The sequence below is a fragment of the Streptococcus mitis genome (genome assembly GCF_946188615.1).
In the GTDB taxonomy this organism is placed as follows: Bacteria; Bacillota; Bacilli; order Lactobacillales; family Streptococcaceae; genus Streptococcus; species Streptococcus mitis_BZ.
This window is the reverse complement of the sequence record NZ_CAMHVK010000001.1, coordinates 256,124-269,313: the sequence shown is the minus strand read 5'-3', so window position 1 is coordinate 269,313 and position 13,190 is coordinate 256,124. Positions and strand designations below refer to the sequence as shown.

General features: G+C 42.8%; 11 protein-coding genes and 1 tRNA gene. All 12 read left to right on the top strand.

What is annotated here, in order from left to right:
- The first annotated feature begins 173 nt into the window (after positions 1-173).
- On the top strand, positions 174-1,736 hold the full coding sequence (locus OCF95_RS01190) for a 2-isopropylmalate synthase (protein ID WP_261050734.1): 1,563 nt from the start codon (positions 174-176) through the stop codon (positions 1,734-1,736).
- 11 nt (positions 1,737-1,747) lie between these two features.
- Complete coding sequence (gene leuB, locus OCF95_RS01185; RefSeq protein WP_261104660.1) at positions 1,748-2,785, top strand: 3-isopropylmalate dehydrogenase; 1,038 nt, start codon at positions 1,748-1,750, stop codon at positions 2,783-2,785.
- Entirely contained in the window at positions 2,782-3,051 is a 270-nt protein-coding gene (locus OCF95_RS01180; protein WP_261104659.1) for a DUF1294 domain-containing protein, read from the top strand. The genes leuB and OCF95_RS01180 overlap by 4 nt, the downstream gene beginning before the upstream one ends.
- Positions 3,052-3,054: 3 nt before the next feature.
- The gene (leuC, locus tag OCF95_RS01175) at positions 3,055-4,437 is read left to right on the top strand and encodes a 3-isopropylmalate dehydratase large subunit (RefSeq protein ID WP_261104658.1); all 1,383 of its coding nucleotides are present in this window, start codon (positions 3,055-3,057) and stop codon (positions 4,435-4,437) included.
- 9 nt (positions 4,438-4,446) lie between these two features.
- Entirely contained in the window at positions 4,447-5,040 is a 594-nt protein-coding gene (gene leuD / locus OCF95_RS01170) for a 3-isopropylmalate dehydratase small subunit (protein ID WP_101781807.1), read from the top strand.
- A gap of 27 nt (positions 5,041-5,067) precedes the next feature.
- Positions 5,068-5,847 (top strand): L-threonylcarbamoyladenylate synthase, encoded by a 780-nt coding sequence (locus OCF95_RS01165; RefSeq protein WP_000160505.1) that lies wholly within the window; start codon positions 5,068-5,070, stop codon positions 5,845-5,847.
- A gap of 198 nt (positions 5,848-6,045) precedes the next feature.
- Positions 6,046-7,032 (top strand): GMP reductase, encoded by a 987-nt coding sequence (locus tag OCF95_RS01160; protein WP_261104655.1) that lies wholly within the window; start codon positions 6,046-6,048, stop codon positions 7,030-7,032.
- Between the two features lie 66 nt (positions 7,033-7,098).
- A tRNA-Arg gene (locus tag OCF95_RS01155) sits at positions 7,099-7,170 on the top strand.
- Between the two features lie 182 nt (positions 7,171-7,352).
- Positions 7,353-8,051 (top strand): ribonuclease III, encoded by a 699-nt coding sequence (gene rnc / locus OCF95_RS01150; protein ID WP_000661489.1) that lies wholly within the window; start codon positions 7,353-7,355, stop codon positions 8,049-8,051.
- The gene (gene smc / locus OCF95_RS01145) at positions 8,042-11,581 is read left to right on the top strand and encodes a chromosome segregation protein SMC (protein ID WP_261104654.1); all 3,540 of its coding nucleotides are present in this window, start codon (positions 8,042-8,044) and stop codon (positions 11,579-11,581) included. Before rnc ends, smc begins: the two co-directional genes overlap by 10 nt.
- On the top strand, positions 11,578-12,372 hold the full coding sequence (locus OCF95_RS01140; protein ID WP_261104653.1) for a Cof-type HAD-IIB family hydrolase: 795 nt from the start codon (positions 11,578-11,580) through the stop codon (positions 12,370-12,372). Before smc ends, OCF95_RS01140 begins: the two co-directional genes overlap by 4 nt.
- Positions 12,372-13,190: a Cof-type HAD-IIB family hydrolase gene (locus OCF95_RS01135; RefSeq protein ID WP_084927320.1), complete on the top strand. Its 819-nt coding sequence runs from the start codon at positions 12,372-12,374 to the stop codon at positions 13,188-13,190. The genes OCF95_RS01140 and OCF95_RS01135 overlap by 1 nt, the downstream gene beginning before the upstream one ends.

Sequence of the window (13,190 nt, the reverse complement as noted above, 5' to 3'; positions counted from 1 at the left end):
GTCAAACATGAAAGCAGCTAAGTTTAATCAATTCGCTTTGTTGTTGAGGTACTCGGGCTAGTGCAAAAAGCATTAGTCCTGTTTGGCTTACCAAGCGGGAGTGAATCAACATCTCGCTTGGGTTTCTGAGCGAGATGTTTTTTTAAAACCACATTTGGAAAAGGGGAAATCTTATGAGAACAGTTGAATTTCTAGATACCAGCCTTCGGGATGGAGAACAGACACCGGGTGTTAACTTTTCAATCAAGGAAAAAATTGCCATTGCAAGACAGCTGGAGAAATGGGGCATTTCAGCCATCGAAGCTGGTTTTCCAGCGGCTAGTCCAGACTCATTTACGGCAGTTCAGGAGATTGCTAAGGCCTTGAAGAAAACAGCGGTGACTGGTTTAGCACGCTCTGTCAAGTCTGATATTGATGCTTGTTACGAGGCCCTCAAGGACGCCAAGTATCCACAAGTGCACGTCTTTATTGCAACCAGTCCGATTCACCGAAAGTATAAGCTCAATAAGAGCAAGGAAGAGATTTTGGAAGCAATCAGTGAGCATGTCTCTTATGCACGTTCCAAGTTTGAAGTGGTCGAATTCTCTCCTGAAGATGCGACCAGAACAGAGTTGGATTTCCTTCTACAAGTTGTTCAAACAGCGGTTGATGCAGGTGCGTCTTATATCAATATTCCTGATACGGTAGGATTTACCACACCAGAGGAATATGGAGCTATCTTCAAATACTTGATTGAGAATGTCAAGACGGATCGTCAGATCATCTATTCGCCTCACTGCCACGATGACCTTGGAATGGCAGTGGCTAATAGCCTTGCTGCTGTCAAGAATGGGGCAGGACGTGTCGAAGGAACTATCAACGGTATTGGTGAGCGAGCTGGAAATGCTGCTTTGGAAGAAATAGCAGTGGCTCTCAATATTCGCCAAGATTACTATCAAGCAGAAACTAGTATTGTTTTAAATGAAACCATCAATACGTCAGAAATGGTTTCTCGCTTCTCTGGTATTCCAGTTCCTAAAAACAAGGCTGTGGTTGGTGGCAATGCCTTTTCTCATGAGTCTGGTATTCACCAAGACGGAGTCCTTAAAAATCCTCTTACTTATGAAATTATCACCCCTGAATTGGTTGGAGTTAAGAGTAATAGTCTTCCGCTTGGTAAATTGTCTGGCCGCCATGCCTTTGTTGAGAAACTAAGAGAATTGGCCCTAGATTATACAGAAGAAGATATCAAACCGCTCTTTGCTAAGTTCAAGGCTCTGGCAGATAAGAAACAAGAAATCACAGATGCAGATATTCGAGCTCTGGTAGCTGGAACCATGGTTGAAAATCCAGAAGGCTTCCATTTTGATGATTTACAACTTCAAACTCATGCAGACAATGACATTGAAGCGCTCGTTAGCCTAGCTAATATGGATGGTGAGAAAGTCGAATTTAATGCGACAGGACAAGGCTCTGTTGAGGCTATCTTTAACGCTATTGATAAGTTCTTCAATCAATCTGTTCGCTTGGTATCCTATACTATCGATGCGGTAACAGATGGGATCGATGCCCAGGCTCGGGTCTTGGTCACTGTTGAAAACAGAGATACAGAGACCATCTTTAATGCAGCAGGTCTTGATTTCGATGTGTTGAAGGCTTCGGCTATTGCCTACATCAATGCCAATACCTTTGTTCAAAAAGAGAATGCTGGTGAGATGGGACGTAGCGTTTCCTATCGCGATATGCCTAGTGTGTAAAGGAGAATGCTATGACAAAAAAAATAGTAGCTCTAGCAGGGGACGGAATTGGCCCAGAAATCATGGAGGCTGGTTTAGAGGTTCTGGAAGCTCTAGCTGAAAAAACAGGTTTTGATTATGAGGTTGAAAGGCGACCTTTTGGCGGTGCAGGTATAGATGCTGCAGGGCATCCCTTACCTGATGAAACCCTCAAGGCAAGTAGAGAAGCAGATGCCATTCTCCTAGCAGCTATTGGTAGTCCCCGGTATGATAGTACAGCGGTTCGGCCTGAACAAGGCCTGCTGGCTCTTCGTAAGGAACTCAATCTCTATGCTAATATTCGCCCGGTTAAAATATTTGAGAGTCTTAAGCATTTGTCACCTCTCAAACCAGAACGAATTGCTGGTGTTGACTTTGTTGTGGTGCGTGAGTTGACAGGTGGTATTTACTTTGGAGATCATATTCTTGAAGAGCGAAAAGCGCGTGATATCAATGACTACAGCTATGAGGAAGTGGAGCGAATTATTCGTAAGGCATTTGAAATCGCAAGAAGTCGGAGAAAAATCCTTACCAGTATAGATAAGCAAAATGTGTTGGCAACATCAAAACTCTGGCGGAAAGTAGCTGAGAAGGTCTCACAGGATTTCCCAGATGTGACCTTGGAACACCAACTGGTGGACTCAGCTGCTATGCTCATGATTACCAATCCTGCTAAGTTTGATGTCATCGTGACAGAAAATCTTTTCGGAGATATTCTCTCTGATGAATCAAGCGTTCTATCTGGCACACTTGGGGTTATGCCATCAGCCAGTCATTCTGAAAATGGACCAAGTCTCTATGAACCTATTCACGGTTCAGCACCTGATATTGCTGGTCAAGGAATTGCCAATCCTATCTCCATGATTTTATCAGTGGCCATGATGCTGAGAGATAGTTTTGGACGTTTTGAGGATGCGGAGCGTATCGAGCATGCTGTTGAAGCAAGTTTGGCAGCTGGCATTTTAACGAGAGATATAGGAGGTCAGGCTTCGACCAAGGAAATGACGGAAGCGATTATTGCAAGGTTATGAAGTTAGACGAAAAAATTACTCTAGTCCTTTTGATTTGGAATGTCATGATTTTCATTATTTATGGCATTGACAAATCCAAGGCAAGGAGAAGAGCTTGGCGCATCCCAGAGAAAATCTTACTCATTTTAGCCGTTGCTTGTGGTGGTTTTGGAGCTTGGTTAGCAGGAATTACTTTTCACCACAAGACTAGAAAATGGTACTTTAAAACAGTTTGGTTTCTTGGGATGGTGACCACACTAGTAGCCTTATATTATATTTGGAGGTAATGGATGGCAGGAAAATCGATTTTTGATAAATTATGGGACCGCCATGTCATCACAGGAGAAGAGGGGCAACCCCAACTCATGTATGTGGATCAGCACTATATCCACGAGGTGACCAGTCCTCAGGCTTTTCAAGGATTACGAGATGCAGGTCGCAGATTGAGACGACCAGACTTGACATTTGGTACTTTTGACCACAATGTCCCAACGGTTAATATCTACGATATTCGAGATGTCATTTCCAAGGCTCAAATTGATAAGCTGGCTGAAAATATTGAGGAATTTGGGATTGAACATGCGGCCCACGGTTCTGAAAAACAAGGAATCGTTCATATGGTTGGTCCAGAAATAGGACGGACTCAACCAGGAAAATTCATTGTTTGTGGGGACAGCCATACGGCAACCCACGGAGCTTTCGGAGCAATCGCCTTTGGAATTGGGACCAGTGAAGTTGAGCATGTTTTTGCTACCCAAACCCTCTGGCAAGTCAAACCCAAGAAAATGTTGGTAGAATTCACTGGAGTTCCTCAAAAAGGAGTTTATTCCAAGGATTTCATTTTAGCCTTGATTGCCAAGTACGGTGTTGCTTGTGGTGTTGGTTACGTGGTGGAATATCGTGGACAAGCTATTGATGCACTGAGCATGGAAGAGCGAATGACCATCTGCAATATGTCCATCGAGTTTGGTTCTAAGATGGGAATCATGAATCCGGACCAAACCACCTATGATTATCTCAAGGGACGGGAATGTGTTCCAGAGGACTTTGAAGAGGCTGTAGCGGATTGGAAAACCCTTGTCAGTGATGATGATTCCATTTACGATAAGGTTATCCAGATGGATGTCTCTGACTTGGCTCCTATGGTAACCTGGGGAACCAATCCTGCTATGGGGGTTGACTTTGACAGTAGCTTCCCAGAAATTAAGGATATGAATGATGAGCGAGCCTACAATTACATGGACTTGGAGCCAGGTCAAAAGCCAGCAGATATTGAACTAGGCTATATCTTTATCGGTTCTTGTACCAATGCTCGTCTCAGCGACTTGCAACTGGCTGCGCGATTTGTCAAAGGGAAGAAAATAGCTCCTAACTTAACGGCTATCGTGGTTCCGGGCTCTCGTCCTGTCAAACGAGCTGCTGAGAAGTTGGGTTTGGACAAGGTCTTTCTGGATGCTGGATTTGAGTGGAGAGACCCAGGTTGTTCTATGTGCCTAGGAATGAATCCGGACAAGGTTCCTGATGGTGTCCACTGTGCCTCAACAAGCAACCGCAACTTTGAAGACAGACAGGGATTTGGTGCTAAGACCCACCTCTGCAGTCCAGCCATGGCAGCAGCAGCAGCTATTGCAGGGCGTTTCGTAGATGTTCGGCTAATGCCAGAAGCCCAGTAAGGAGAGGATATGGAGAAATTTACAGTTTATACGGGAACGACCGTTCCTCTCATGAATGATAACATCGACACCGACCAAATCCTACCCAAGCAGTTTCTCAAGTTGATTGATAAAAAAGGCTTTGGTAAGTACCTCATGTATGCTTGGCGTTATCTGGATGACAAGTATACTGAGGACCCAGACTTTGTCTTTAACCGACCTGAATATCGTAAAGCCAGTATTCTTATCTCAGGGGATAACTTTGGGGCAGGGTCTTCGAGGGAACATGCAGCTTGGGCCTTAGCAGACTATGGTTTTAAGGTCGTGATTGCAGGGTCTTTCGGTGATATTCATTACAATAATGAACTCAATAATGGCATGTTACCTATTGTTCAGGCTAGAGAGGTTAGAGAGAAACTAGCCCAGCTAAAACCAAGTGACCAGGTAACTGTGGACTTGGAACAACAAAAAATCATCTCACCAATTGGAGAATTCACTTTTGAAATCGATAGCGAGTGGAAACACAAGCTCTTAAATGGTTTGGATGATATCGGTATTACCTTGCAGTATGAAGACTTGATTGCTGCATATGAAAAACAACGACCAGCCTATTGGCAGGATTAGAAGAAAAATAGAAAAGGAAATAGAACTATGACAAAACACATTCAATGGAACGGAACACTTTCACAAGAAGGCTATGATATTTTAAAAGGTGAGGGCGGTTGTATTGTTTGCCCTACTAAAGTTGGTTACATCATCATGACTAGCGATAAGGCTGGTCTTGAACGTAAGTTTGAAGCCAAAGAACGTAACCGTAACAAACCAGGTGTTGTTCTCTGTGGTAGCATGGATGAGCTTCGCGCCTTAGCACAACTCAACCCAGAAATTGAAGCCTTCTACCAAAAACATTGGGACGAAGACATTCTTCTTGGTTGTATCCTACCTTGGAAACCAGAAGCCTTTGAAAAACTGAAAGCATACGGTGATGGTCGTGAAGAACTGATGACTGACGTGCGTGGTACTAGCTGTTTTGTTATCAAATTTGGGAAAGCTGGTGAACAATTGGCTGCCAAACTTTGGGAAGAAGGCAAGATGGTCTACGCCTCCTCTGCAAATCCATCTGGAAAAGGAAACCGTGGTAAGGTAGAAGGTATCGGAGAACGCATCGAAGGAGCTGTTGACCTTGTTATCGAGGCAGATGACTATGTGGCATCCATCCAACCAGACAAAACGATTGAAACTCGCTACGAGCAAGGTGTGATGGTCTCTATGGTTGATAAAGACGGCAAACTCATCCCAGAACAAGGAGGAGCTCGTTCAACATCACCAGCACCAGTTGTAATCCGTAAAGGGCTTGACATTGATAAAATCATGATGCACCTGTCAGACACCTTTAACTCATGGGACTACCGTCAGGGGGAGTATTATTAGAATGTAGAAGAAGTGGGGAGAAAACAATTTCCCCTCTTTTTTCTATTTACGCAAGAAAAATCCGAACATTATATTTTAATTTATAAAATTATTTGACAAAATATGTACTTTGATTTATAATTAATTAAGGAAACGTCGGAAAAGGCGTAGAGATGCGCAAGCATAGGTAGGTCATTACAAAAGAAACGAGACATCGATATGTTAAATGAATTTCCAATTTTTGATTACGAAGATATTCAATTGATCCCAAATAAATGTGTCATTAAAAGTCGTGCAGAAGCGGACACAAGTGTCACTCTAGGAAATCACACCTTTAAACTACCTGTTGTGCCAGCTAATATGCAGACGATTTTGGATGAAAATGTAGCAGAGCAACTGGCTAAAGGTGGTTACTTCTACATTATGCACCGTTTTGATGAGGCAGGACGTATTCCTTTTATTAAACGCATGCACGATCAAGGGCTCATTGCTTCTATCTCTGTCGGTGTTAAGGATTATGAGTATGATTTTGTTAGCCAGCTCAAGGCTGATGCTCCTGAGTACATCACGATTGATATTGCCCATGGTCATGCGGATAGCGTGATTTCTATGATTCAACACATCAAGAAAGAATTACCAGATACTTTTGTTATTGCAGGAAATGTGGGAACACCAGAAGCTGTGCGTGAACTTGAAAATGCTGGTGCGGATGCTACTAAGGTCGGAATCGGTCCTGGTAAGGTTTGTATTACCAAGGTCAAGACAGGTTTTGGTACAGGTGGTTGGCAGTTGGCTGCTCTACGCTGGTGTGCCAAAGCTGCACGTAAACCGATTATCGCTGATGGAGGAATTCGTACTCACGGTGATATTGCCAAGTCTATCCGATTCGGTGCCAGCATGGTTATGATTGGTTCCCTCTTTGCAGGACACGTCGAAAGTCCAGGGAAAACGATTGAAGTCGATGGTGAACAGTTCAAAGAGTACTACGGTTCAGCTTCACAATATCAAAAAGGTGCTTACAAAAATGTGGAAGGCAAACGTATCTTGCTTCCTGCAAAAGGCAATCTACAAGACACTTTAACTGAGATGGAACAAGACCTTCAAAGTGCCATTTCATACGCAGGTGGACGTCAGGTTGCTGACCTTAAACACGTTGATTATGTTATCGTGAAAAACTCCATCTGGAATGGAGATGCTTCCCACTAAGACGGGCTATCTCACTAGAAAAAAACTTGTTATTAGAGCAAATTTCTGTTATAATAAAACAAGTTTCCACCCTTAGTGTAATGGATATCACGTAAGATTCCGGTTCTTGAGATGGGGGTTCGATTCCCTCAGGGTGGATGTAAATAGCCTAAAAAAGCCTTTAATAGGTTTTTTTCTTTACACCGTCTCAAATTTGCACCTAAAACTGAAAATCTATTTTTAAAGAATATCCAAATCCCCTCCAGTCCCGTTTTAAAGTGACTCAGGATGCTTTTTTTGATATAATAAAAAGGACTGTTATCAGTTAGAAAGAGGTTGGTATGAAAGAATTACAAACTGTACTAAAGAACCATTTTGCAATCGAATTTGCAGATAAAAATTTACTGGAGACTGCCTTTACTCATACGAGTTATGCCAATGAGCACCGCCTCTTAAAAATTTCACACAATGAACGCTTGGAATTTTTAGGAGACGCTGTTCTACAGTTATTGATTTCAGAATATCTGTATAAAAAATATCCTAAAAAACCTGAGGGTGACTTGTCTAAACTCCGTGCTATGATTGTCCGTGAGGAGAGTTTGGCTGGTTTTGCGCGTGATTGCCAGTTTGATCAGTTTATCAAACTGGGTAAGGGGGAAGAGAAGTCTGGTGGGCGCAATCGTGATACCATTCTTGGTGATGCCTTTGAAGCCTTTCTTGGTGCCCTCCTTTTGGACAAGGATGTGGCCAAGGTTAAGGAATTTATCTATCAAGTCATGATTCCTAAGGTTGAAGCAGGCGAGTTTGAGATGATTACAGACTACAAAACCCATCTCCAAGAGTTACTTCAAGTCAATGGGGATGTGACTATCCGTTATCAGGTAATTTCTGAAACGGGTCCTGCCCATGATAAGGTTTTTGATGTAGAAGTTCTGGTTGAAGGTAAGAGCATCGGTCAAGGTCAAGGTCGTTCTAAGAAATTAGCAGAGCAGGAAGCTGCCAAAAATGCCGTTGAGAAAGGGCTGGATTCATGTATTTAAAGGAAATCGAAATTCAGGGATTCAAGTCTTTTGCTGATAAGACCAAGGTCGTTTTTGACCAAGGTGTGACGGCAGTTGTTGGACCCAATGGATCTGGAAAGTCGAATATTACAGAAAGTCTGCGTTGGGCTTTGGGGGAGTCAAGTGTCAAGAGTCTCCGTGGGGGCAAGATGCCGGATGTCATCTTTGCCGGAACTGAAAGTCGCAAACCGCTCAATTATGCTTCTGTAGTTGTGACTTTGGATAATAATGACGGATTTATCAAGGAGGCAGGTCAAGAAATTAGAGTGGAACGCCATATCTATCGTAGTGGAGATAGCGAATACAAAATTGACGGCAAGAAAGTCCGTCTGCGTGATATTCATGACCTCTTCTTGGATACAGGTTTGGGACGAGATTCCTTCTCCATCATTTCCCAAGGGAAGGTTGAGGAGATTTTTAATTCCAAGCCTGAAGAACGTCGTGCCATTTTCGAAGAGGCTGCTGGAGTTTTGAAATACAAGACTCGTCGAAAAGAAACTGAGAGTAAACTGCAACAAACCCAGGATAATCTAGATCGCTTAGAGGATATTATCTACGAGTTGGATAATCAAATCAAGCCTCTTGAGAAGCAAGCTGAGAATGCCCGCAAGTTTCTGGATTTGGAAGGTCAACGCAAGGCTATTTACTTGGATGTTTTAGTTGCTCAAATCAAGGAAGATAAGGTTGAACTAGACTCGACAGAAGAAGAGTTGGCTCAGGTTCAAGAACTCTTGACTAGCTATTACCAAAAGCGTGAAAAATTGGAAGAGGAAAATCAGAATCTCAAGAAGCAACGTCAAGATTTACAGGCTGAAATGGCCAAAGATCAAGGCAGTTTGATGGATTTGACCAGTCTGATTAGTGATTTAGAGAGAAAATTAGCCCTATCGAAATTAGAAACTGAGCAAGTAGCCCTGAATCAACAGGAAGCACAAGCCCGTTTGGCCTCTTTGGAGGATAAGAGAAACTCACTCAGCAAAGAAAAATCTGATAAGGAAAGCTCTTTAGCTCTCTTAGAGGAAAATCTAGTCCAAAATAATCAAAAACTCAATCGTTTAGAAGCTGAATTACTGGCTTTTTCAGATGATCCTGATCAGATGATTGAGCTCTTACGTGAACGCTTTGTGGCCCTTCTACAAGAAGAAGCGGATGTCTCAAACCAGTTGACCCGCATCGAGAATGAGTTGGAAAATAGTCGTCAGCTTTCTCAAAAACAAGCAGATCAATTAGAAAAGCTGAAAGAGCAATTGGCTACAGCTAAAGAAAAGGCAAGTCAGCAAGAGGCTGAGCTTGAAACTGCCAAGGAGCAGGTTCAGAAATTATTGGCCGACTATCAAGCTATTGCCAAGGAGCAAGAGGAGCAGAAATCTTCCTATCAAGCTCAACAAAGTCAACTCTTTGACCGTCTGGACAGTCTTAAAAACAAGCAGGCTAGAGTCCAAAGTTTGGAAAATATCCTGAGAAATCATAGTAATTTTTATGCAGGTGTTAAGAGTGTTCTCCAAGAAAAAGATCGGCTTGGTGGAATTATTGGTGCTGTTAGTGAGCACCTGACCTTTGATGTGCATTATCAAACTGCCCTAGAGATTGCGCTTGGAGCAAGCAGTCAGCACATCATTGTAGAAGATGAGAACGCGGCGACTAAGGCCATTGATTTCCTCAAACGGAACAGAGCAGGTCGTGCAACCTTCCTTCCTTTGACAACGATCAAGGCGCGTACGATTTCTAGCCAGAACCAAGATGCTATCGCTGCAAGTCCGGGATTTCTGGGCATGGCAGATGAGTTGGTGACATTCGATACTAGACTAGAAGCCATTTTCAAGAACTTGCTAGCTACGACGGCTATCTTTGATACTGTAGAACATGCGCGTGCAGCAGCTCGCCAAGTTCGTTATCAGGTTCGTATGGTGACTTTGGACGGCACAGAGTTGCGCACAGGTGGTTCTTACGCAGGTGGAGCCAATCGCCAGAATAACAGCATTTTTATCAAACCAGAACTGGAACAATTGCAAAAAGAAATTGCTGAAGAAGAAGCAAGCTTGCGTTCAGAAGAGACGAGTTTGAAGACCTTGCAAGATGAGATGGCTAGATTGACAGAAAGATTAGAAGCCATCAAATCTCAAGGAGAGCAGGCTCGTATTCAGGAGCAAGGCTTGTCCCTCGCTTATCAGCAGACTAGTCAGCAAGTTGAAGAGCTAGAAACTCTTTGGAAACTCCAAGAAGAAGAATTAAATCGTCTTTCTGATGGAGAGTGGCAAGCAGATAAGGAAAAATGCCAAGAGTGTCTTGCTACTATTGCCAGTGATAAGCAAAATCTGGAAGCTGAGATTGAAGAGATTAAGTCTAACAAAAATGCCATCCAAGAACGCTATCAAAATTTGCAGGAAGAGGTAGCGCAAGCTCGCCTGCTTAAGACAGAACTGCAAGGGCAAAAACGATATGAAGTGGCTGACATTGACCGTCTAGGTAAGGAATTAGATAATCTGGAACTTGAGCAAGAGGAAATCCAGCGCCTTCTCCAAGAAAAGGTTGATAATCTGGAGAAGGTTGATACAGAATTGCTCAGTCAACAGGCTGAAGAAGCCAAAACTCAGAAAACAAACCTCCAGCAAGGTTTGATTCGGAAGCAGTTTGAGTTTGATGATATTGAAGGGCAACTAGATGATATTGCTAGTCATTTGGATCAGGCTCGCCAGCAGAATGAGGAGTGGATTCGCAAGCAAACACGTGCTGAAGCTAAGAAAGAAAAGGTTAGCGAGCGCTTGCGCCATTTACAAAGCCAATTAACAGACCAGTACCAGATTAGCTATACTGAAGCTTTAGAAAAGTCTCATGAGTTGGAGAATCTCAATCTGGCAGAGCAAGAGGTTAAAGATTTAGAGAAGGCTATTCGCTCACTGGGTCCTGTCAATTTGGATGCTATTGACCAGTACGAAGAAGTACACAATCGTCTGGACTTTCTAAATAGTCAGCGAGATGATATTTTGTCAGCGAAAAACTTGCTCCTTGAGACCATTACAGAGATGAATGATGAGGTCAAGGAACGCTTTAAATCAACTTTTGAAGCTATTCGTGAGTCTTTTAAAGTGACCTTCAAGCAGATGTTTGGTGGAGGTCAAGCAGACCTGATTTTGACTGAGGGAGACTTGTTGACAGCTGGGGTTGAGATTTCTGTCCAACCTCCAGGCAAGAAAATCCAGTCTCTTAATCTGATGAGTGGTGGGGAAAAAGCCCTATCAGCTCTTGCCTTGCTCTTCTCCATTATTCGTGTCAAGACCATTCCTTTTGTTATCTTGGATGAGGTGGAAGCTGCGCTGGATGAAGCCAATGTTAAACGTTTTGGGGATTACCTCAATCGATTTGATAAGGATAGCCAGTTTATCGTCGTGACCCACCGTAAGGGAACCATGGCGGCGGCTGATTCCATCTATGGAGTGACCATGCAAGAATCAGGTGTCTCAAAAATTGTTTCGGTGAAGTTAAAAGATTTAGAAAGTATTGAAGGATGACAATTAAACTAGTAGCAACGGATATGGATGGAACCTTCCTAGATGGGAATGGACGCTTTGATATGGACCGCCTCAAGTCTCTCTTAGCTTCCTACAAGGAAAAAGGGATTTACTTTGCGGTGGCTTCGGGCCGCGGATTTTTGTCTCTAGAAAAATTATTTGCTGATGTTCGTGATGACATTATTTTCATCGCGGAAAATGGCAGTTTAGTAGAGTATCAAGGTCAGGACTTGTATGAAGCGACTATGTCTCGTGACTTTTATCTATCAACTTTTGAAAGGCTGAAAACGTCACCTTATGTAGATATCAATAAACTGCTCTTGACGGGAAAAAAGGGAGCTTATGTTCTAGATACGGTTGATGAGACCTATTTAAAAGTGAGTCAGCACTATAATGAAAATATCCAAAAAGTAGCGAGTCTAGAAGATATTACAGATGACATTTTCAAATTTACAACCAACTTCACAGAAGAAACGCTAGAAGCTGGTGAGGCTTGGGTAAACGAAAACGTCCCTGGTGTTAAGGCCATGACAACTGGCTTTGAATCCATTGATATTGTTCTGGACTATGTCGATAAGGGAGTGGCTATTGTTGAATTGGCTAAAAAACTTGGTATCACGATGGATCAGGTTATGGCTTTTGGAGACAATCTTAATGACTTGCATATGATGCAGATTGTGGGACATCCTGTAGCTCCTGAAAATGCACGACCTGAAATTTTAGAATTAGCAGAGACAGTGATTGGTCACCATAAGGACCAGTCGGTTATAGCTTATATGGAGGGATTATAATGGCAGATATAAAATTAATCGCATTGGACTTGGACGGGACCTTGCTGACTACTGATAAAAGGCTGACGGATCGTACCAAGGCAACCTTGAAAGCTGCGCGTGATCGTGGTATTAAGGTTGTATTGACAACTGGTCGTCCCTTAAAAGCTATGGATTTCTTTCTCCATGAGCTAGGGACTGACGGTCAAGAAGATGAGTATACGATTACTTTTAATGGTGGTTTGGTTCAGAAAAATACGGGTGAAATCCTTGATAAGACAGTCTTTTCATATGATGATGTGGCACGCTTGTATGAGGAAACAGAGAAATTATCACTGCCTCTTGATGCCATCTCAGAAGGAACTGTTTATCAAATCCAATCGGACCAAGAAAGTCTTTATGCCAAATTCAATCCAGCTTTGACCTTTGTTCCAGTGGACTTTGAAGATCTATCTAGTCAAATGACTTACAATAAATGCGTGACTGCCTTTGCTCAAGAACCCTTGGATGCAGCCATTCAGAAGATTTCTCCAGAATTGTTTGACCAATATGAAATCTTTAAATCACGTGAAATGTTGCTAGAGTGGTCACCAAAGAATGTTCATAAAGCAACAGGCTTGGCAAAACTAATCAGTCATCTTGAAATTGACCAAAGCCAAGTTATGGCCTGTGGTGACGAGGCTAATGACCTCTCTATGATTGAATGGGCAGGGCTCGGTGTTGCCATGCAAAATGCTGTTCCTGAAGTCAAGGCAGTCGCAAATGTGGTAACTCCTATGACCAACGATGAGGAAGCTGTCGCCTGGGCAATCGAAGAATACGTGTTAAAGGAGAACTAA

Excerpts from the sequence above, each read along its gene's own strand:
- OCF95_RS01190 (WP_261050734.1), top strand. The coding sequence starts at position 174 with ATGAGAACAGTTGAATTTCTAGATACCAGCCTTCGGGATGGAGAACAG.
- leuB (WP_261104660.1), top strand. The coding sequence starts at position 1,748 with ATGACAAAAAAAATAGTAGCTCTAGCAGGGGACGGAATTGGCCCAGAA.
- OCF95_RS01180 (WP_261104659.1), top strand. The coding sequence starts at position 2,782 with ATGAAGTTAGACGAAAAAATTACTCTAGTCCTTTTGATTTGGAATGTC.
- leuC (WP_261104658.1), top strand. The coding sequence starts at position 3,055 with ATGGCAGGAAAATCGATTTTTGATAAATTATGGGACCGCCATGTCATC.
- leuD (WP_101781807.1), top strand. The coding sequence starts at position 4,447 with ATGGAGAAATTTACAGTTTATACGGGAACGACCGTTCCTCTCATGAAT.
- OCF95_RS01165 (WP_000160505.1), top strand. The coding sequence starts at position 5,068 with ATGACAAAACACATTCAATGGAACGGAACACTTTCACAAGAAGGCTAT.
- OCF95_RS01160 (WP_261104655.1), top strand. The coding sequence starts at position 6,046 with ATGTTAAATGAATTTCCAATTTTTGATTACGAAGATATTCAATTGATC.
- rnc (WP_000661489.1), top strand. The coding sequence starts at position 7,353 with ATGAAAGAATTACAAACTGTACTAAAGAACCATTTTGCAATCGAATTT.
- smc (WP_261104654.1), top strand. The coding sequence starts at position 8,042 with ATGTATTTAAAGGAAATCGAAATTCAGGGATTCAAGTCTTTTGCTGAT.
- OCF95_RS01140 (WP_261104653.1), top strand. The coding sequence starts at position 11,578 with ATGACAATTAAACTAGTAGCAACGGATATGGATGGAACCTTCCTAGAT.
- OCF95_RS01135 (WP_084927320.1), top strand. The coding sequence starts at position 12,372 with ATGGCAGATATAAAATTAATCGCATTGGACTTGGACGGGACCTTGCTG.